17 protein-coding genes are annotated in these 19,754 nt (G+C 57.0%); 13 read left to right on the top strand and 4 right to left on the bottom strand.

Features of this window, described 5'->3' with window-relative positions:
• Positions 1-10: 10 nt before the first annotated feature.
• Genes kdgD through garD form a run of 3 tightly spaced genes read left to right on the top strand, consistent with a single transcriptional unit; the run spans position 11 to position 4,057 of the window.
• Positions 11-922: a 5-dehydro-4-deoxyglucarate dehydratase gene (gene kdgD / locus JAO32_RS16675; protein ID WP_334242474.1), complete on the top strand. Its 912-nt coding sequence runs from the start codon at positions 11-13 to the stop codon at positions 920-922.
• 22 nt (positions 923-944) lie between these two features.
• Positions 945-2,525: an aldehyde dehydrogenase (NADP(+)) gene (locus JAO32_RS16670; protein WP_334242472.1), complete on the top strand. Its 1,581-nt coding sequence runs from the start codon at positions 945-947 to the stop codon at positions 2,523-2,525.
• The gene (garD, locus tag JAO32_RS16665; protein WP_334242470.1) at positions 2,522-4,057 is read left to right on the top strand and encodes a galactarate dehydratase; all 1,536 of its coding nucleotides are present in this window, start codon (positions 2,522-2,524) and stop codon (positions 4,055-4,057) included. The genes JAO32_RS16670 and garD overlap by 4 nt, the downstream gene beginning before the upstream one ends.
• A 66-nt stretch (positions 4,058-4,123) precedes the next feature.
• Here garD and JAO32_RS16660 read toward each other — a convergent pair whose 3' ends face one another.
• Complete coding sequence (locus tag JAO32_RS16660) at positions 4,124-4,819, bottom strand: hypothetical protein (protein WP_334242468.1); 696 nt, start codon at positions 4,817-4,819, stop codon at positions 4,124-4,126.
• 111 nt (positions 4,820-4,930) lie between these two features.
• On the opposite strand from JAO32_RS16660, the gene JAO32_RS16655 reads away from it, so the two are divergent.
• From JAO32_RS16655 to mnmG, 4 genes are all read left to right on the top strand, one after another.
• Positions 4,931-7,114 (top strand): S9 family peptidase, encoded by a 2,184-nt coding sequence (locus JAO32_RS16655; protein ID WP_334242466.1) that lies wholly within the window; start codon positions 4,931-4,933, stop codon positions 7,112-7,114.
• Positions 7,115-7,477: 363 nt separating this feature from the next.
• Positions 7,478-8,461 carry a VTT domain-containing protein gene (locus JAO32_RS16650; protein ID WP_334242464.1) on the top strand — a complete coding sequence of 328 codons (984 nt, stop codon included), beginning with the start codon at positions 7,478-7,480 and terminating at the stop codon, positions 8,459-8,461.
• A gap of 47 nt (positions 8,462-8,508) precedes the next feature.
• Positions 8,509-9,747: a hypothetical protein gene (locus JAO32_RS16645; protein ID WP_334242463.1), complete on the top strand. Its 1,239-nt coding sequence runs from the start codon at positions 8,509-8,511 to the stop codon at positions 9,745-9,747.
• A 36-nt stretch (positions 9,748-9,783) separates the two neighbouring features.
• Positions 9,784-11,868, top strand: a complete 2,085-nt coding sequence (mnmG, locus tag JAO32_RS16640) for a tRNA uridine-5-carboxymethylaminomethyl(34) synthesis enzyme MnmG (protein WP_443082612.1) — start codon at positions 9,784-9,786, stop codon at positions 11,866-11,868.
• A gap of 278 nt (positions 11,869-12,146) precedes the next feature.
• Here the strand turns inward: mnmG and mltG are convergent, their stop codons facing one another.
• The gene (gene mltG / locus JAO32_RS16635) at positions 12,147-13,142 is read right to left on the bottom strand and encodes an endolytic transglycosylase MltG (protein WP_334242460.1); all 996 of its coding nucleotides are present in this window, start codon (positions 13,140-13,142) and stop codon (positions 12,147-12,149) included.
• 535 nt (positions 13,143-13,677) lie between these two features.
• Here mltG and JAO32_RS16630 point away from each other — a divergent pair.
• The 6 genes from JAO32_RS16630 (at position 13,678) to JAO32_RS16605 (ending at position 18,122) form a co-directional block, all read left to right on the top strand.
• Positions 13,678-13,893, top strand: a complete 216-nt coding sequence (locus JAO32_RS16630; protein WP_334242458.1) for a hypothetical protein — start codon at positions 13,678-13,680, stop codon at positions 13,891-13,893.
• A gap of 68 nt (positions 13,894-13,961) precedes the next feature.
• Positions 13,962-14,216 (top strand): hypothetical protein, encoded by a 255-nt coding sequence (locus JAO32_RS16625; RefSeq protein WP_334242456.1) that lies wholly within the window; start codon positions 13,962-13,964, stop codon positions 14,214-14,216.
• Between the two features lie 110 nt (positions 14,217-14,326).
• Positions 14,327-14,830 carry a 5-(carboxyamino)imidazole ribonucleotide mutase gene (gene purE, locus JAO32_RS16620; RefSeq protein ID WP_334242454.1) on the top strand — a complete coding sequence of 168 codons (504 nt, stop codon included), beginning with the start codon at positions 14,327-14,329 and terminating at the stop codon, positions 14,828-14,830.
• A complete protein-coding gene (gene purK / locus JAO32_RS16615) occupies positions 14,827-16,023 on the top strand; it encodes a 5-(carboxyamino)imidazole ribonucleotide synthase (protein ID WP_334242451.1) in 1,197 nt (398 codons plus the stop codon). Before purE ends, purK begins: the two co-directional genes overlap by 4 nt.
• Before the next feature lie 6 nt (positions 16,024-16,029).
• On the top strand, positions 16,030-17,328 hold the full coding sequence (locus JAO32_RS16610; protein WP_334242449.1) for an Hsp70 family protein: 1,299 nt from the start codon (positions 16,030-16,032) through the stop codon (positions 17,326-17,328).
• A gap of 44 nt (positions 17,329-17,372) precedes the next feature.
• Positions 17,373-18,122: a bestrophin-like domain gene (locus JAO32_RS16605; RefSeq protein ID WP_334242447.1), complete on the top strand. Its 750-nt coding sequence runs from the start codon at positions 17,373-17,375 to the stop codon at positions 18,120-18,122.
• A 108-nt stretch (positions 18,123-18,230) separates the two neighbouring features.
• On the opposite strand, the gene JAO32_RS16600 is transcribed toward JAO32_RS16605, so the two are convergent.
• Together JAO32_RS16600 and JAO32_RS16595 are read right to left on the bottom strand one after the other, a co-directional pair.
• Positions 18,231-18,434, bottom strand: coding sequence for a hypothetical protein (locus JAO32_RS16600; protein ID WP_334242445.1), 204 nt, complete (start codon positions 18,432-18,434; stop codon positions 18,231-18,233).
• Positions 18,435-18,593: 159 nt separating this feature from the next.
• The coding region (locus tag JAO32_RS16595) for a dihydrolipoamide acetyltransferase family protein (protein WP_334242443.1) at positions 18,594-19,754 on the bottom strand (1,161 nt) is incomplete at its 5' end.

Below are 19,754 nucleotides of genomic sequence, written 5' to 3'. Positions count from 1 at the left end.
GAGAATCGAAATGACCATGGATCCTAAAGCACTTGCGCAGACAGTCGGCTCCGGCCTCCTCTCTTTTCCTGTAACGCACTTCACCGCAGATGGCGACTTCAACGAAGATTCGTATCGCAAGCATCTTGCGTGGCTAGGTGAGACGCCCCTGGCTGCCTTGTTTGCTGCAGGTGGAACTGGCGAATATTTTTCGTTGACGCTGGAGGAGTACAGCCGCGTTGTGCGCGCAGCAGTCAGCGAAGTTGGAGGTAACATGCCGATTCTAAGTGGCTGCGGTTATGGCACACGTACGGCGATTGAGTTCGCAAAAGCCGCAGAGAAAGCGGGCGCGCAAGGATTGCTGTTGTTTCCGCCGTATCTTGTGAATGCAGATCAGGATGGATTGTTCCGCCATGTAAAGGCGGTGTGCGATTCCACATCGTTGGGCGTAATTGTCTACAACCGCGACAATGCCATTGCGACCGATGTAACGTTGGCGCGGATGTGCGATGCGTGTCCGAACCTGGTTGGGTTTAAGGATGGCGTGGGTGATCTTGAGTTGATGATGAAGATCTATCTGCGTATGGGCGATCGGCTTACGTACATCGGTGGTTTGCCCACGGCAGAGACGTTTGCGCTGAGCTATCTGGAGATGGGCGTAACAACGTATTCATCGGCCATCTTTAACTTCCTGCCCAAGTGGGCAACGGCGTTTTACGCTGCAGTGCGCCGCCGCGACCATGCTTATGTTGCAAAAGAGATGCGCGAGTTTGTTGTGCCATATCTTGCTATTCGCGATCGCCGCAAGGGGTATGCGGTGTCTATTGTGAAGGCCGGTGTTCGTTTGAAGGGACATGACTGCGGTCCGGTGCGCACGCCGTTGAGTGATCTGACAGAAGAAGAGATGGCAATGCTGGCAAAACTGCTGGAAGGCCGTTCGTAACGTTGTTGCGGGAGAAAGAGATATGGCGATCACGGGTTCAATACTGATTGGCGGCGAAGAAGTCAAAGGTTTGCAGGGAACGCAGCGTGCTGTGAATCCTGCAACAAATGCAGAGATGGAGCCGGTCTTTGGTGGCGGAACGCTGGAGGATGTCGATCGCGCCTGTATGCTGGCTGCGCAGAATTTTGATGCGTTTCGCAATGCGCCGCTGGAGACACGTGCTCGATTGCTGGAGGCCATCGCAGACAATCTGATGGCGCTTGGCGATGAGTTAATCGAACGCGCTATGGCCGAGAGTGGACTGCCGCGCCCTCGGTTGGAAGGTGAGCGTGGGCGCACCTGTGGTCAGCTTCGCCTGTTCGCTTCGCTGGTGCGTGAGGGGCGCTTTCTCAATGTGACGGTGGATACGGCATTGCCTGATCGCAAGCCGTTACCGCGTTCCGATCTGCGTTCGCGCAAGATTCCGGTTGGCCCGGTTGCAGTGTTTGGTGCAAGCAATTTCCCGCTGGCGTTCTCTGTGGCGGGAGGCGATACGGCTGCGGCGTTGGCTGCAGGATGTTCTGTCATCGCGAAATCGCATCCTTCACACCTTGGCACGTCAGAGCTTGCGGGCCGCGCCATTCAAGCCGCTGTTGCCGGGCTTGAATTACCAGCAGGCGTGTTTTCGCTGCTGGTGGGCGTTGGTAACGAAGTGGGCGCAGCGTTGGTGCAGCACCCTGCAGTGCAGTCGGTTGCGTTTACGGGATCACGTAAAGGTGGTCAGGCGCTGATGGCGTTGGCGGCGGCGCGTCCCCAGCCGGTTCCAGTGTTTGCAGAGATGAGCAGCATTAACCCCTTGTTCCTTCTGCCTGCTGCGCTGGAGAAGCGCGGTGCTGCGATTGCTGCGGGATTAGTGGCTTCCGCTACGCTGGGCGTAGGACAGTTCTGCACCAAACCGGGATTGATCTTTGGCATTGCAGGACCTGCATTTGACGCGTTAAAGGTCGCGGCGACAGAGGCGATTTCTGCTGCTGCTTCTGCCACCATGTTGAACAGTGGCATTCAGAAGGCGTTTAAGCATGGTGTGGAGGCGTTAGGTACAGCAGACGGTGTAAAGAAGTTGGGCGAAGGCGCTGAGGCGACGCACCCCACGGCGGCACAGCCTGCATTGTTTGCCACAACGGCTGCAGAGTTTTCTTCGAATCCGAAGTTGTCGGAAGAAGTCTTCGGGCCCGCAGCTCTGGTGATTGAATGCAGCAGCGCAGACGAAATGGTTAAGCTGGCGAACCAGTTTGAAGGACAGCTTACAGCGACGATGCATCTGGAAACTGCGGACCATGCATTGGCCGCACAGTTACTCCCGGTGTTGGAACGCAAGGCTGGGCGCATCGTCATCAACGGCTTCCCCACGGGTGTTGAGGTTAGCTATGCCATGGTGCATGGTGGGCCGTTCCCATCAACATCTGACGCGCGCGCGACCAGTGTGGGAGCCATGTCGATCGAGCGTTTTCTGAGGCCTGTCTGCTATCAGGACTTTCCTGCGGAGTTGTTGCCTGTTGAGTTGCAGGACGATCACCTTTCGAAGCACGCGCGGCTTGTGGATGGAAAGTTGTACACCGCATGAAACCCTTACGCATACAGCTTCAACCGGAAGACAATGTAGCCATCGTGGTGAATGAAGGCGGTTTGCCTGCGGGAACTGTCTTTGACGATGGATTGACGTTGGTGGAGCATGTGCCAGAGGCGCATAAGGTTGCGCTTATGGATCTGCCAAAAGGCTCTGCGGTGACTCGTTATGGTGTCACCATCGGCACCACGAATGCGGATGTGCCGCGCGGTGCGTGGGTGCATGAAGGGTTGATGGAAGAACCCGCGGCGCCTTCGTTGCAGGACGCTCCGTTTGGCGGTGCGCCAGTTCCGGATATGTCGCCCCTGGAAGGCATTACGTTTCAGGGCTATCGCAATGCCGATGGCACAGTGGGCACGCGCAACATTCTTGGCATCAGCACTACGGTGCAATGCGTTTCGGCAACAGTGGATTATGCGGTGAAACGCATCAAGCAGGACTTGCTGCCGAAGTATCCCAATGTGGACGATGTCATCGCCATTACCCACAACTATGGCTGTGGCATTGCGTTTTATGCGCCGGGTTCTGAGATTCCGATTCGCACGCTGCGTAATCTTGCGTTGAACCCGAATCTTGGCGGCGCACCGATGGTGGTGAGCCTTGGTTGCGAGAAGATGCAGCCTTCATCCATGCTGCCTGCGTCAACGTTGCCTGTGCTGCAGCAAGCACCTTATGTCGTGACACTGCAGGATGAAGAACATCACGGATTCATGGAAATTGTCTCCGCCATTCTGGAGATGGCGGAGAAGCGACTTGAGGAGTTGAATCGACGCACACGTGTGACGTGTCCCGCAAGTGATCTTGTTGTGGGGATGCAGTGCGGCGGCAGCGACGCCTTTAGTGGCGTTACAGCGAATCCCGCAGTGGGTTATGCAAGTGATCTGCTGGTGCGCGCAGGCGCTACGGTGATGTTCAGCGAAGTAACCGAAGTACGCGATGGTATCCACATGCTGACAGCACGTGCCGCGAATGATGACGTGGCACGTGCCTTAGTGCGGGAGATGCAGTGGTACGACGATTACCTTGCGCATGGCGGCATGGATCGCAGTGCCAATCCAACTCCTGGTAACAAAGCCGGTGGATTGAACAACATTGTGGAGAAGGCGATGGGTTCCATCGCCAAGAGTGGACGCTCACAGATTCACGGTGTGCTTGGGCCGGGAGAACGAGCGAGCACAAAGGGATTGCTCTTCGCTGCAACGCCTGCGAGTGATTTTGTGTGCGGTACGCTGCAGCTTGCTGCTGGCATGAACATGCATGTGTTTACCACTGGTCGTGGCACTCCGTATGGCTTGGCGATGGCGCCGGTGATCAAGTTGAGCACGCGGTCACCACTGGCGCGACGTTGGCATGACCTGATTGACATTGATGCAGGAACGATTGCTACGGGTGAGGAGACGATTGTGCAGGTAGGTGAGCGCATCTTTCAGATGATCCTAGATACGGCGAGCGGAAAGCATACAACGTGCGCGGACCACTACGGTCTGCACAATGAGTTTGCGCTGTTTAATCCTGCGCCAATTACCTAACGGCTTTGCATTCAAACAATGAAAAGGGCGCAGCCTAGGCTGCGCCCTTTCTTGCGTAACAGTCCGTTACTTCGCAACCTTGAAGTCCTTCACGGTTACGTCGGTGTTGTGTGCCATGCGGATACCGGCAAAGCCGTCGGTGGACTTCAGTTTGCCATCAGCCACTACGTCGGTCTTGTTGTAGCTGGCCACGGTGGTGCCGTTAATCATGCAGGAAACCTTGTCGCCCTTTACCTGCATGGCGATGGTTTGCGTTACGGGCTGGCCTGGGCCTGCGGCCTTGTGTACCGCATCGTTCGCTTCAGGACGGCGACCGCCCATCTGGAAGGCGTCGGGCGAGAAGCCGCGCACGATGAAGGTGCCGTTGCCGTATGCGGCGCAGTAGAGGCCGTTGCCGCCTTCGCCTGCAATGGCAATGCCATAGGGATGTGGGTGATCGTTGCGGTTCATGTACTGCGCTTCCGTGAACGTGGCGGAAACGGTGTAGTCACCCTTGAGGGACTTCTTCGTATCCCAGTAAGTGAGTGCGGGGCCGGTCATGATGTGGAATCCGCCTGCTTCGGCCTTGAAGCTGGAGTCTTTTTCGCTTTGGCCCTGCTTGATGGCGCCAGCGTCAACGGTTGCCTTCCATCCAGAAACGAAGATGCCGCCGTCCTTGATGGGAGTCGCTTTTTCTTCGTGCTGCATGGCGCCCGCGGGGGCCTGTGCGTAAAGCATTGCGGGGGCAAGTGCGAGGAGTGTGCAACAAAGTGCCTTATGCATGACGTGTGTGTCCTGTGCCGCTGAGATGTTGGCGGCCGGGCCGCCGTCGTTCGGGACTCATTCTACTGCGGTTCGTGTACATGCTGCGCAAAATCCGCGGGAAATCGCGTTATGCTCACAGCACTGACCATGCGAATCCTTCTGGCTATCGTTGCGTTGTCTGTTTCCGTTTCCGCTGTGGTCGCGCAAAAGCCTTTCAGCGTGGCTGATGCTCTGTCCGCTCCGTTTATGAATCAACTCACCGCAGCGCCAGCGAGAAGCCGTGTGGCGTGGTTTGTGGATGACGAAGGCAAGCGCAATGTATGGGCTGCCTCGCTCACGGAGAAGGCGCGTTCGCTGACGCATTACACGCAGGATGATGGACAGGATATTGACGACATCATCTGGTCGCCGGATGGTGAGCGCGTGGCCTACACGCATGGCACCGGGCCAGAAGGATCAGAGCATCCGGTTGCGGCGAATCCCGCGCACTTGCAGGAGGATGTGCAGCAGCGGGTGGAGATCGCCACTTGGGATGGCGCGGTGCGCGTGGTGGGCGTGGGGCATAAGCCGGTGTTCTCTGTGGATGGCAGCCGTGTGTTTTATCTGCATGACGGAAAGATTTATGCTGCGGATGTCGCGGATGCTTCAAAGAAACCAGAGCAGCTTGTGGTTGCGGAGGGACGTGCGTCGCAGATTCGGCCTTCGCTGGATGGAGCGAAGCTCGCGTTTGTTTCCAATCGCGGCGACCACAGTTTCATCGGCGTGTTTACATTTGCAACGAAGACGTTGGAGTATGTCGATCCGGGCACGGGAATCGATCATGATCCGGTGTGGTCTGCGGATTCGCGACGGATTGCTTTTATTCGAGAATCCCCTGTGGTGACGGAACTTGATCTGCGCTGGATGAGGAGTGTGCCGGTGCCGTGGTCGATCCGTATGGCGGACGTTGCGAGTGGAGATGGCAGGCAGATCTGGCAGGCGGACAAGGGTATGGGGTCGCTGTTTCATGAGATGGTGGCGTCGAACCAGTTGCTGGGCATGAAGGATGGCCGCATTGTCTTTGCGTGGGAGAAGACAGGCTGGTTGCATTTGTATTCGCTGTTGCCGGGTGAGAAAGAGGCGAAGCTGCTAACGCCGGGTGAGTTTGAGATCGATAACGTTGTTACCGATGGCGAGCGGATTGTTTATAGCAGCAATCAGAGAGCCGAAGAGTCTGACGATATAGACCGCAAACATATCTGGTCAGTGGCCCTAACTACACGTGCTCCCGAGTCGATCACGTGGGGTGCGGGGCTTGAGACCAATCCAGCGATCTTGTCGGACGGCCGAATCTCAGCGATGCAAGCGACGTGGCGTGCGCCATTCGCGCCAGTCGTACTCGTTCCTCACACCGCCAAAGCAGGGCCGCTGTCCCACACATGCGCAATCAACGGATACCAACCCGACATCGATCGGTGCGAAGCGGGTGCAGGGCTCGTGTCGCTTATGCCACAGAGTGCAGATGCAGCGAATGGTTTTATTTCGCCGAAGCAAGTTGTGTTTCCCGCGAGTGACGGACTGCCGATTCATGGGCAGTGGTTTTTGCCGAAGAACGTAAAGCCAGGTGAGAAGCTGCCGACGATTGTTTTCTTTCATGGTGGATCGCGGCGGCAGATGCTGCTGGGCTATAACCCCATGCAGTATTACGCGCAGGCTTATGAACTGAATCAATACTTCGTTTCGCGCGGCTATGCGGTGCTGAGTGTGAATTATCGCAGCGGCACTGGCTACGGCATGGAGTTTCGACAGGCGAAGGATTACGGCGTCTTTGGTGGCTCGGAGTATCGCGATATTGAAGGTGCTGTGAAGTGGTTGAAGTCGCAGCCGAATGTGGATGCGAAACGCATTGGTGCGTGGGGCGGCAGTTATGGCGGTTACATGACGGCGCTTGCGCTGGCGCGCGACTCCGCGGATTTTGCTGTTGGTGTTGATCTGCATGGCGTGCATGACTGGTCGTTTGAGATGGATTCGTGGAAGCAGACCAGCGACCCGAAGTATGACGCTGCAGCGCGGGCAAAGATTGCGTTTGCGGCTTCGCCGATGGCAGATGTGACGAAGTGGAAGTCTCCGGTTTTGCTGATGCAGGGCGATGATGATCGCAATGTGCTGTTTGGGCAGACGGTGCGTTTGGCAGCAGCCCTGCGTGCCGAAGGCGTCGATGTGGAAGAGAAGATCTTCCCCGATGAGGTGCATGACTTTCTACTACACCGGAACTGGGTGGCGGCGTATGAGGCTGCGGCGGAGTTCTTTGATCGGAAGTTGAAGGGGAAGTAGAGATAGACGCTCCTGGTTTCCTTCCAAATCCCAGTGGCGCGGGAAGAAAGCAGGTTTTTCGGCTTCGCTCAAGATGACGGTTCCTCGAATCGTATGAGCTTCGCTTTGCGAAGCTGGTTTTGGGTTGGTGGCTGGCTGGGAGGGCTTGAGTGTGTGTCGCTGCGAAGAATGCGTTGGGATTCTCCCACAGGCTCAGGGTCAGAATGGCAAGCCTTACCGATTGAGCATTCGCTCCGATTACATTTTCGACAGAACTTTTGCTCTCTTGAAATCACGAATGAGGCGAATTTCTTTGGGCTGATTTTTGAAGGAACTCTGCATCCAAGGAAAGACCATTGCAGGAATTTCTGGAGGCAGGGCGAGATGAGTTTGGCGGCGTGGGTGGCGGCGCATGGATACGCGACGGTGCTGGGGCTGCTGATGCTGTCCTCGCTGGGCTTGCCGTTACCTGCGGGGTTGGCGCTGATCCTGGCTGGGGCGGCTGCCCATAGCGGATTGCTGCGCTTAGAACTTCTGGTTCCGTTGGCGATTCTTGCGGATAATATCGGTGCCACCATCCTCTTCACGGGCGGGCGGTTGACGGGCTGGTGGCTCCTGGGACGGCTATGCCGGATGACAATGGACCCGGAGCACTGCATCTTCCGATCAGCGGATTTCTTTTATGAGCGTGGCCCGCGCGTGCTGTTGATTGCGCGGTTTCTGCCGGGACTGAACAGCATGGCGCCGCCGCTGGCCGGCAGCCTGAACATGCGCTTCTTGAAGTTCTGGCGTCTGGATGTGATGGGCGCCATGCTTCATGTGTGTGTGTGGACCGCGGTAGGGTATTTCGCTAGTCGCTACATCAAGGTGGTAACGGATGCGCTCGCCGTGGTGGGGCATGTTGCCATAGGTTTTGCGCTGTTGATCCTGGCGGGTTATGCGGCGCTTTGGGTTTTTGTTTCGCTGCGTGATCGGCGGTATCGCAATGTCAACCGCATCGCCGCAGACGAGGTGGTGCGGCGGCTGGAGAATCCTGATCCATCGCATCCCATTGTGATTGCGGATGTGCGTTCGCACGGCTATTACGACCCCGGAATGTTGCGGATTAAAAACAGCATCCGCGTGGAGCCGAATCGGCTGGGCGCAGAGCTGGATGCGTTGCGCGAGACGCTGGCCCCCGCCTGCGATATCTATGTGTATTGCTCGTGTGTGAGAGACGCGACGAGCATTCGGATTGCACATGCCATGGAAACGCGCGGAACGAAGGTGCATGTGATTGAAGGTGGTTTGCGAGCGTGGCTGAAGGCGGGATGGCCGACGGAGCCTGTGCCTGCAGGGGAAGTGCGCCATCTGCCGCGCTTTGATTAACGGGCGTGCATAAGATTCATCCAGCGTGCTAGGGTGACTCCACGGTCATGCTTCAGTGGATTGCCAGAACGACGGTGTTATGTGCAGCTGCGTGGGCGTTTGTGCAGCCCTGTTGTGCACAGGCAAGCCCGGCCTCAGTTGAGAACGATAAGTCCACATTGCATGTGTACGTGAATCTGGTGCAGATCCCGGTCCTGGTGTTGAACAGTTCGCTGCATCCGGTCCCGCGCATTCCCGACAACAGTTTCAGAGTCACCATCGAAGGACTTGGCAAGATACATCCAGCGCGGATTCGCATGGAGGGAGAAGACCCCATCAATCTTGTGCTGATTGTGGACCGCAGCGTGAGAGATGACACGTTGTGGAACGATCTTCCGAAGTCGATGGAGCCGCTGATCCAATCGTTGCGTTCGCGCGATCACATCTCCTTCCTGGCCATGGATGGATGTGGCGCGCGGAGATTCGGACCGGAGATGGCTCCTTATGATCCAGACTGGTTGCGGCAAACTGCGAAGGTGGTCACGGACATGGCGCCTTCCAAATCTCGTGGCAAGCAAGCGTGCCCCAAGCCCATCACCTATTGGGAGCTGGTGATGTATGCGGCCGGTAAGCTTTCACAATATCCAGGAAGAAAGATTCTGGTGACGCTTGGGCCAGGGGACCGGCTGAATCCGCAGATGGCGCAACAGGTCCATTCGCTGCTTACGGGACACAGCATCACGCTATTTCCTGTCATTCATGGCTTTGCGACGAGTAGCCCCTTTCAATCGCGTGGCTTAGACATGGATCCAGACGCGTTGCAGGCAATGAGCACCCAGGCGGAATTAAGCGGCGGCATGCTGTTGGGCACTTCGTACCGGGATTTTGGTAAGACTATCGCGCAGCCGGTGGAACTGGCGCGGGGCCGATACATCATTGAATTTCCGCGACCGGACAAACTTCCACCGGGGTTGCATCACATCGATGTGGCGGATGGGCATCCGCGTGATTTTATTCGCGTTGCAGGGATATCGGTCCCGATTGCAGCGCCGAACGAAATGCAGGACCCCACGGTTGAGCATGGGACGCTGATGGATACTGAAGCGTCAGCTGCGGATGGTAACGCGACTTCGCATGAGTCGGCGCAGGATGCTGGGGGCGAGAAGACACCAGCAGTCGTGGCACCGCCAGCGGCAACTATTTCTCCGGCTCCACCTGCTGCTCCTGTTGCGTCGCAGCCCGTTGCGCCGCAATCTCACCAGCCGGATCCTGCAGATATTACGGACGATCTTCGGCCTCAGCAGTAATGCGCAAAACCCTCGTAGAATAAGGGGGTGGGCGTTATGGAACAGTTCGATGTGCTGGTGGTGGGTGCGGGGCATGCCGGTTGCGAGGCCGCCGCTGCCTCGGCACGCATGGGCCTGCGCACGGCGCTGTTCACGCTGAGCGTGGAGATGGTTGCGCAGATGAGCTGCAACCCCGCGATCGGAGGCATTGCCAAGGGACATCTTGTTCGCGAAGTGGATGCGCTGGGCGGCGTGATGGGCGAAGTGGCCGATGCCTGCGGCATTCAGTTTCGTTTGTTGAACACTTCGCGTGGGCCTGCGGTGTGGTCGCCGCGTGCGCAGTGCGATAAGGCGCTGTATCGCGTGAAGATGCGTGAGGTACTGGCGCGCGTTCCCAATCTTTCCGTGGTGGAAGCGGAAGTGGTGGATGTGATGCTGGAAGCAGCAAGTCAGCAAGCCAGTGATTCAGCGAGTCAGCCTTCTGCGCGGCGTTGTGTTGGATTGAAGTTGCGCGATGGATCTGAGGTTCGGGCTAAGGCTGTTGTCATTACGACCGGCACGTTTCTGAATGGACTGATTCATTGCGGTGAAGAACGGACGAGTGCCGGACGTACTCCTTCGGAAGCTGCCAGTGTGTTTCTTGGCGAGAACCTGAAGAAGCTTGGGTTGCGCGGATGCCGTTTGAAGACGGGAACGCCGCCGCGGCTGGATGGCCGCACGATTGATTGGTCAAAGTTTGAAGAACAGCCGGGCGATGATGATCCAACGCCGTTTTCGTTTCGTTCGAAGCAGGTGCCGCAGTTGCGGCAGGTATCTTGTCATATTGCTTACACCACGCCTGCGCTGTTGCAGTTGATTCGCGATAACGTGCATCGGTCGGCAATGTACTCGGGGCGGATTGAAGGCATCGGGCCGCGGTATTGCCCTTCGATTGAAGACAAGATCGTTCGTTTTCCAGATAAGGAGCAGCACCAGTTCTTCCTGGAGCCAGAAGGATTGGATACCGACGAGGTGTACATCAATGGCATGAGCACGTCGCTGCCGCGCGATGTGCAGTTGCAGATGGTGCGTTCGATTCCGGGGCTGGAGAATGTGACGATGCTGCGGCCGGGTTATGCGATTGAGTATGACTCGATTGATCCTACGGAGCTGGATCGTGCGCTGAAGGTGAAGTCGATTGATGGGCTTTATCTTGCCGGGCAGATCAATGGCACCAGCGGGTATGAAGAAGCTGCGTGCCAGGGCTTGATGGCGGGTATCAATGCAGCGCTTGCGGTGAAGGGCGAGGACGCGTTTACGCTGGATCGCACAGAGGGTTACACCGGCATTCTTGTGGATGACCTGATCAGCAAGGGAACGAATGAGCCTTATCGCATGTTCACTTCGCGTGCGGAGTTCCGTTTGCACTTGCGCATTGATAATGCGGACCGCAGGCTTACGCCGCATGGGCGTCGGCTTGGATTGATTGATGATGACGCGTGGGCGGATTACGAGGCTCGTCAGGCTCGCATGGCTGCGATGACGGTTTTGTTGGAGACGCAGCGGGTGAGCGAGTCAGCGAGTCAACAAGTCAGCTTGATGTTGGCTGAGTTGAAGAGTGCGGTGGTGGATGCGTCTTTGGGTGGTGAGAAGAATGCAGGCCCTTCGGCTGCGCTGCGCTCCGCTCAGGATAACGGACTCATCGCTTCGCGCTTCGATGAGGTCGCATCTGCTGCTTCTGTGAGAGGGCAGACGTATGCGCAGTTGCTAAAGCGTCCTGAGGTTCGCGTGGAGATGCTGGTTCCATTTTTGCGCGAGGAGATCGTGAAGCTTGCCGATCTGCGCGAGTATGCGGATGAGGTGATGACTTCGCGTGTGCGCAATGAACTTCGTGCAGTGGAGACGGAGATCAAGTTTGCGGGGTATCTGGAGCAGCAGCGGCGTTCCATTGAGAAGCTGAAGAAGGCTGAGGGGCATGTGATCCCTGCTTCATTTGTGTATCGCGGTATCAGCGGGCTTTCGCGCGAGATGCAAGAGAAGCTGGAACATGTGCGTCCGCAGACGATTGGGCAGGCAAGCCGGATTCCCGGAGTTACACCTGCCGCGGTGACGCTGATTCATCTGTTGATTGAGGTTGAGGGACGTAAGACCGCTAAGGTCTAGTAGCGACGGTTTTTTACCTGACCGAGCAGGCTCCCTCAGCGGCTAAAGCCGGGCGTTGGGTACGGCTATACGGCAGGGCTGAAGCCCTGCCCTTCCGAAAGAAGACGCACTTCGTGCGTTGGATCGTACCTTTGGTGCGATGCCTAGATTAGCTTCGCGAATCTGGGAAACCCATTTTCAGATGTCTCGTTTTCGCCCTAGGCCCACGTCTCAAAAGCGAGACGTGGGGCACCCACTGCATTTCACACCCTGCTCTTTTCCGTTCGCAGGGCGGCTGCCTAGTGCTGGCCTTTGCGGTAGTCGGCTACGTTGGCGTTGTGTTCATTGATGTCGCTGGCGAAGCGGGTGTGGCCTGTGTTGTCAGCTACGAAATAGAGGGCTTCTGTGTCGGCGGGATGCAGCGCGGCTTTGAGAGCTGCGGCTCCTGGTGAACAGATGGGCGCGGGCGGTAGGCCTGCGTGTTTGTAGGTGTTGTACGGAGAGTCGCGGTCGAGATCACTGCGATGGATGACGCCTGTCCAATGTCCTGCGAGGATCGCTGCGTAGATCACCGTTGGATCTGTTTGCAAATGCATGTTGCGGTTCAGACGATTGATAAAGACGCCTGCTGCCTGTGTGCGTTCGTCGTCAAAGTGAACTTCTTTTTCTACAAGTGATGCGAGCGTTACGGTCTGTGCAAGCGATGTGCAGAGACCGGCGCATGCTTGTGATTGTTGAAGATCGAGCAGCGCTGTCTCCTTGCGGAATCGGCGAACCATCGTGTCGAGCATGGTGCGCATTGTGGTGTGACGGCTGAAGCGATAGGTGTCGGGGTAGAGGAAACCTTCGAGCGTATGCGCGTTCGGCGAGAGATCGGTGATGAGGTCTGTGTTCTTCTGCGCGGCTTCAAGGAAGGCCGAGTGAGTGCCGAGACCAGCAGCTTCAATCGCAGCAGCGATGTCGTAGAGGTTGAAGCCTTCAGGGATAGTGACGGCGCGCGTGTAGACATCTCCGCGTGCGATGCGCTGATAGACGGTGAGTGCAGACGCGGGATCGGCGAAGCGATACTCACCTGCTTTGAGATTGCCGCCTTTCCATACGCGAAGAATCAGAAAGGCATAACGCGTACGGATGACGTGTGCGTCCTGCAGCTTTTGCGCCATGGTCTGCGTGCCTGTGCCAACAGGGAGATCGACGAAGGTTTCCTGCGGCGGTGTGATCGGGGCGTAGACAAGATAAGCGGCACCGCCCAGGGCGATGAGTACGAGCAGGAGAAGGAAGCCAAGAAACTTCACGTGCTTAGGGTCGCAGTTTGGAGACGGCGGAGCAAGTGGGCGGTTGGGTGTTCACGCCACTTCATTTTGAGCGTCGCATTGTTAGTCCCGTTTTTAGTCACCCTTTCCGTTTCAACTGCTTGCGAGTTGTAGGTCTTCGGGGTGGATTCCAGATTGGGAAATCCACTGATTTCAGGAAGAAAAAGCTTGCCAAGTTCCCAAGCTTGGGGCGAATATAAGGCGAAGAAAAGGTGGGTAGGATAGTGGGTATACCCACGCCATCTTTTTCGTTAAAGGCTTACGACTTTCGATTTTTTCTCCCCTGAATTCGCGTTGACTTGGGTTTTTACGGGAACTACTTTCGCAAAACCAACATGACGCTATGAGACACCGCATATGAGTTGCGGAGAACCTGCGGGTTTCGCGCGGGCATAAGCCCCCTTATGCCTTCTCCCGGGAGAGACGCGAGATCACGTATGACGACAACCCGTTGCGGACGTGGCTCGTTGGCCCGAGAGCCAGCCACATTCGCAACACAACAGACCGGAGATCGACCTTGGAGAAACGAGGCGGCTACCGGATGAAGGTGAGAAAGAAGCATGAATTACTTGCGCAGGGACTTGAAGGTGTAGGGCAGCCAGGCCGGCTGACCTTGTTGGAAGAGCGTGTTGAGCGGCATGAACGAACGGTGCAGCGCATGAAAGGTGTGGGTGGCGCACTGAGCGTGCTGATGACGTTGTTTCATGTGGCGCTGGATGTGATGCGACATTAGTTGATTGGTAGTTGGACAAAACAGGGCTGCTCCGAATGGGGCGGCTCTATATTTTTTAGGAGAAGAGGATGAATTTCTTGAGGCTGTTTCTGCGTGGGATTGCTGTGCTGCCGAGCCTGATTCAGGGCATTGAGTCGGTTTATGGAGCGAAGACCGGCGATCAGAAGAAGAATGCTGCGCTGGAGATTGTAAGTGCAGCAGTGAAGATGGCGGATGCTGTTGCGAATAAGACGATTGTGAATGCGGATGCCTTCTCGACTGGTCTAGGGCTGGTGATTGACGGCGTTGTGGCTTGTTTGAATGCGAGCATCTGGGCGAAGTAGGTCTTTCCGGGATCGGTTTGCGGAGAGGGAAAGCAGGTCCTTTGATGTCACTTCGTTCAGAATGACGATCTTTCCGTAGGGGGCTAGGATTCGCCAATATAATCAATGTTATGGCTGATAGTCCGCTGATTGGCGTGGTTATGGGATCGAAGAGCGACTACGCGTGCATGGGCGCGGCGGTCCGCATTCTGAAGGAGTTTGGCGTGGCGCACGAGGCGCGTGTGGTTTCCGCGCATCGTACGCCGGACCTGCTGTTTGAGTACGCAGAGCAGGCTCGGCCGCGTGGTCTGCGTGCCATCATTGCTGGTGCAGGCGGGGCTGCGCATTTGCCGGGTATGTTGGCAGCGAAGACGATCGTGCCCGTGTTTGGTGTACCGGTGAATGCGACTTCACTGAATGGCATGGATTCGCTGCTGTCGATTGTGCAGATGCCGAAGGGCATTCCGGTGGGGACGCTGGCGATTGGTGAAGCGGGTGCTGTGAATGCAGCACTGCTGGCGATTGCAGTGCTGGCTACGACCGATGCTGCGCTGGGTGACCGGCTGGAGAAGTGGCGCAAACAGCGCGAAACGATTGTGCGCGCCGAGACGCTGGAAGATGGAGCGACTGCATGAATACCACTCCTGCTGACCTGATGGAAAAACTACGTGGACCGGTGCTGCCGGGAGCGACGATCGGTATCTTTGGCGGTGGCCAGCTAGGCCGCATGATGGGCATTGCAGCACGTTCGATGGGCTATAAGGTTCACGTACTGGATCCCGATCCGGCGTGCCCTGCGGGTTATATCGCTGACAAGGTCATTGAGGCTTCGTGGAATGATCGCTGGGCTGCTGCGAATCTTGCGCGTGAATCTTCGACGGTGACGCTGGAGATTGAGCAGGTTTCCATTACGAGTCTGGATGAGGCTTCGCGATGGGCGCCGATGCGGCCCGGAGCGGCGATGCTGGCAGTGATTCAGGATCGCGTGGAGCAGAAGGATTGGCTGCAAAAGCATGGCTTCCCCGTGGGACCATATCGCTCGGTGCGCTCGCCGGAGCAGTTGGCTGAAGCTGTGAAGGCACTGAATGGGCCCGTGTTTGTTAAGTCTGCGCGCGGTGGTTATGACGGCCGCGGACAGGCGAAGCTGGGATTTGGTGGCGCTGCTGTGGATGATGCTGCACTGCGCCAGGCCTGGGAGGATGTGGGTTCTGCGGCGTGCGTTGCAGAGCGTGCGCTCGATCTGGCAAAAGAGATCAGTGTGATGGTCGCGCGCGCTCCGAATGGTGAGGTGAAGGTCTATCCTCCGGCAGAGAATTTTCACGAAAACCAGATTCTTAGCTGGAGCGTGATACCGGCGAGCATCTCCGATGAATTGATGAAGAAGGCACAATCAGTGGCGAGCGAAATTGCCGATACGTTTGGGCTGGAAGGTCTGCTTGCGGTGGAGATGTTCCTGACTACCGATGGCCAATTGCTGGTGAATGAGCTTGCGCCGCGTCCGCACAATAGCTATCACGGTAGTGAGCGGGCATGCACGACGGGGCAGTTTGAACAGGCGATTCGCACCGCGTGTAACTTGCCGTTGGGTGACGTGTCGTTGGTGCAGCCTACTGCGATTGCAAATCTGCTAGGTGATGTTTGGCTGGACGACGAGGGCAAGGAAAAGCAGCCTGCGTTTGATAAGGCGCTGGCTGTTCCCGGTGTCCGGCTAACGCTGTATGAGAAGCTGAAGCCGCGCAAGGGCCGGAAGATGGGACATCTAAGTGCGGTGGGTGCGACGGCAGAAGAGGCTCGCGAGCGTGTGCTGGCCGCAAAGGCTGCGTTGTAACGAATCGTGGCTTCGCTGGATACATCGCCTGTTGTTGGTATTGACTTTGGCACGACGAACAGTTCGGTGGCGCTTGCGCTGCCGGATGGTTCGGTGCAGTTTGTCGAGTTTCCGTTTGCCGGTGCGCTGACGCGATCTTCGCGGTCGGTGCTATATCTGCAGAAGAAGATCGGCGTTGGTAGACCAGCTTCTGTGTGGAGTGGACCCGAGGCGATTGAACGTTATCTTGCCACGGACAACTTCGAGGATGAGGTGCAGGGACGGTTGATCCAGTCGCTGAAGAGCTATCTGGCTGCGCGATCGTTCAACGGTACTGAGATCTTCGGTCGGCATTATCGCGTGGAAGATCTGGTTGCGAAGATGGTGGGCGACCTGCGTCGTCGCGCCAGCATTGCACTTGGATTTGAGGTGACACGCGCAGTTGTTGGTCGACCGGTTGCGTTTGTTAGCGCGGATAACGATAGCGACAATGATTTTGCGGAAGAGCGGCTTAGGGCCTCATTACTGCGAGCAGGTTTTACTGATGTGCGATTTGCCATGGAGCCGATTGCTGCAGCGCATACCTATGCCGAGGGTATCCAGCGGGAAGAAACTGTCCTGATTGGTGACTTTGGCGGCGGTACCACTGACTTCTCTTTGTTGAGAGTTTCCCCTACGGAACGCGTGGTGCTGGGAACGACCGGCGTGGGGCTGGCGGGTGATGCGTTTGATGCGAAGATCGTGCACTATCTTGTTTCACCTGCGTTGGGTTCTGATTCGATGGCGCGCTCGTTGAACAAGGTTTTGCCTGCTTTGCCAGCGTGGGTTTATGCAAACCTGGAACGCTGGCATACGTTGTCGTTTTTGCGGACGCGGCAGGTGATGGAGATGCTGCGCACCACACAGAAACGCGCGCTGGAGCCGGAGAAGATTGCTGCGCTGATTGCGGTGGTGGAGCATGATCTTGGCTATCGCCTGCATCAAGCTGTGCAGCGCGTGAAGATTGATTTGTCATCGCAGGATGCGACGGAGTTTGTTCTGAAGACAGACGCGGTTTCACTGCGGGAGCCGGTGACGCGCACAGAGTTCGAAGGATGGATCGCGCCTGAGCTGGAGCGGATGGAACGTTCGCTGGACGATGTTTTGCAGAAGACCGGCGTTGCGGTTGCGCAGGTGGATCGCGTCTTTCTTACGGGCGGAACTTCGCTGGTGCCGGCGGTGCGACGCGTGTTTACTTCACGATTCGGCGAAGAGCGCGTGGTGAGTGGTGAGGCATTTACGTCTGTAGCGCAGGGGCTCGCGCTGATGGCGTTTATGCAGACGTAGAAGTTATTACACTTTCTGTTAAGCCGCTCGCTATGATGTTGGGCATGCGTCCCATCGGATTCTTTGCCATCTCAATCACGATCTTCGTTTGCGCCAATGCATGCGGTCTTTGGATTCGAAGGAGATGGTCGGGCGGAGTTGGTCGTGAGTCAGGCTCATTGAAGACGTTGGAGTCTGCAGTTCTGGCGCTGCTGGGATTGCTGCTTGGCTTCACATTTTCCATGGCGGTCTCGCGCTATGACACGCGCAAGGCGTTAGAGATTGAAGAGGCGAATGATATTGGCACTTTGTGGCTGCGCACCTCTTTATTGAGTGACAACGGTCGCGTTGCGGAGCAAGCCCTGATTACGCGTTATGTGCACGCGCGCCTGGAATTTTTTGCGTCTGGCCGTTCGCAGGAGCGGTTTGTAAAGAGTGCAGAGGACACGGCGCGGTTACAGCAGCAAATGTGGGACGTCGCGATGCAGGAAAGCAATCTTCGACGCGATCCTGAGTCGGCACTCTTCGTATCAGTTCTGAACGATTCCATCGATGTAACGGAGAAACGGAGAGCGGCACTGGAGAATCGCATTCCGGCGCCAGCGTGGGTAATGCTGCTGGGAATGGGTGCGATTGGATGTTTGCTGGTAGCGCTGAGCTTTCAAGGCAAGACGAAGGGACTACAGATTATGCTGCCGCTGATATTAGCGTCGACATTGACGCTTATCTACGATATTGATAGCCCTCGTTCTGGATTGATCCGCGTGCAGCAGCAGAGCATGGAGCGTTTGGCGCAGAGTGTTGGAGTTCGTTAACCCTGAGCGAGCCCCTCTCGGTTCCTGCACCGGACCAGTTCCAAAGCATGCTTCCATGCACTGAATTTCCGCTGAGCATTTGTTGTTTCCCGCAAAGGGAACCGGACGCTACTCCTGTTCGGCGTCTTCTACTTCCTCGGCATCTTCTTCATCTTCCTCGTCTTCGTCTGCCTCAGCTTCTTCTTCGTCGTCCAACTCGTCTTCATCGCTCAGGTCGTCTTCACCGGCGAAGGCGAGCGAACGGTTGATCTCATCCTGCAGGCTTTCGACTGCGAAGAACTCAGGGGTATTCTGGATTTCCTCTGTCATCATGTTGATTCTCACTTTCCGGCGGAACTGAAGGTAGGATGCGGTGCAGCACTTACAGTGTGGAGGAAAGCGGTTATTTCTCGATGAATGTGGGGCAGGAAAGAGAAACGGCTGCTGCATTGTCAAAATGCGGCAGCCGTAATGTTCGTAACGATTTAGTGGTTAGCCGATGTCTTCGGACCAGTTCTCCAGGAAGTTCTTGAAGTCGGTCATGAACTTGCCCGCGTCTGCACCGTCGACGATGCGGTGATCGAAGCCGAGGGTGAAGCGCTGCACGCTGCGGACGGCGATGACGTCGCCGCCATCCTTGTCCTGCACCACTAACGCTTCCTTGTTCAGGCCGCCGATGCCGAGGATGGCTACCTGCGGCTGATTGATGATGGGCGTGCCGAATTGCTCGCCGAAGATGCCGGAGTTGGTGACGGTGAAGGTGCCACCTGCCACTTCGTCCGGAGCCAGCTTCTTGTTGCGGGCACGGTCGGCGATGTCGACGATGCCGCGCGCGATGCCGAGGAAGTTCTTCTCCTCAAGCTGCTTGATGACGGGAACGATCAGGCCCCAGTCCAGCGCTACAGCAATGCCGATATTGATGTTCTTGTTGTACTTGATGGCGTCGCCCTGTACGGCGGCGTTCAGGATGGGGTGCTTACGCAGTGCTTCGACTACGGCGCGGGTGATGAAGGGCATGAAGGTGAGCTTCACGCCATTGCGCTGTTCGTACTTATTCTTTTCCTTTTCGCGCAGTTTGACGATGCGCGTCATGTCCACCTTGAAGACGGTGTGGACGTGCGGAGAAGTGGCCTTGGATTCCACCATGCGCTTGGCAATGATGGAACGCATCTTGGACATGGGAACGAGGTCGCCCGGCAGAGGAGCGGCCGGTGCAGGCGTTGCGGCTTTGGCTGATGCAGCAGCGGCAACTGGTGCCGGGGCGGCTGCAGGCTTGGCTCCGCCCTGGATGTAGCCGACGATGTCGTTCTTGGTGATGCGGCCTGCAGAACCGGAACCGGCGATGCCCGCAGCGGCGAGGTCGATGTTGTTGTCCTTCGCGATCTTGCGGACCAGCGGCGACGAGCGTGGTGTTTCACCAGTGGACGCAGTCGCAGCAGGAGCAGCAGCCTGGACGGGAGCGGCAGCAGGTGTTGCTGCGGGAGCCGAAGCAGCCGGTGCGGACGCGCCTGCGGTACCGCCGATAAGGGCGACTACCGTGTTGATGGCAACGGTGGTGCCTTCTGCAGCCTTGATCTCGGTGAGCACGCCAGCGGCAGGGGACGGGATTTCCGCGTCGACCTTGTCGGTGGAGATTTCGAAGATGGGCTCGTC

This window comes from Terriglobus sp. ADX1 (genome assembly GCF_036877645.1).
Taxonomy (GTDB): domain Bacteria; phylum Acidobacteriota; class Terriglobia; order Terriglobales; family Acidobacteriaceae; genus Terriglobus.
The sequence above is the reverse complement of the archived record's forward strand: the minus strand, read 5'-3'. Positions and strand labels throughout refer to the sequence as shown.

Excerpts from the sequence above, each read along its gene's own strand:
- kdgD (WP_334242474.1), top strand. The coding sequence starts at position 11 with ATGACCATGGATCCTAAAGCACTTGCGCAGACAGTCGGCTCCGGCCTC.
- JAO32_RS16670 (WP_334242472.1), top strand. The coding sequence starts at position 945 with ATGGCGATCACGGGTTCAATACTGATTGGCGGCGAAGAAGTCAAAGGT.
- garD (WP_334242470.1), top strand. The coding sequence starts at position 2,522 with ATGAAACCCTTACGCATACAGCTTCAACCGGAAGACAATGTAGCCATC.
- JAO32_RS16660 (WP_334242468.1), bottom strand. The coding sequence starts at position 4,819 with ATGCATAAGGCACTTTGTTGCACACTCCTCGCACTTGCCCCCGCAATG.
- JAO32_RS16655 (WP_334242466.1), top strand. The coding sequence starts at position 4,931 with ATGCTCACAGCACTGACCATGCGAATCCTTCTGGCTATCGTTGCGTTG.
- JAO32_RS16650 (WP_334242464.1), top strand. The coding sequence starts at position 7,478 with ATGAGTTTGGCGGCGTGGGTGGCGGCGCATGGATACGCGACGGTGCTG.
- JAO32_RS16645 (WP_334242463.1), top strand. The coding sequence starts at position 8,509 with ATGCTTCAGTGGATTGCCAGAACGACGGTGTTATGTGCAGCTGCGTGG.
- mnmG (WP_443082612.1), top strand. The coding sequence starts at position 9,784 with ATGGAACAGTTCGATGTGCTGGTGGTGGGTGCGGGGCATGCCGGTTGC.
- JAO32_RS16625 (WP_334242456.1), top strand. The coding sequence starts at position 13,962 with ATGAATTTCTTGAGGCTGTTTCTGCGTGGGATTGCTGTGCTGCCGAGC.
- purE (WP_334242454.1), top strand. The coding sequence starts at position 14,327 with ATGGCTGATAGTCCGCTGATTGGCGTGGTTATGGGATCGAAGAGCGAC.
- purK (WP_334242451.1), top strand. The coding sequence starts at position 14,827 with ATGAATACCACTCCTGCTGACCTGATGGAAAAACTACGTGGACCGGTG.
- JAO32_RS16605 (WP_334242447.1), top strand. The coding sequence starts at position 17,373 with ATGCGTCCCATCGGATTCTTTGCCATCTCAATCACGATCTTCGTTTGC.
- JAO32_RS16600 (WP_334242445.1), bottom strand. The coding sequence starts at position 18,434 with ATGATGACAGAGGAAATCCAGAATACCCCTGAGTTCTTCGCAGTCGAA.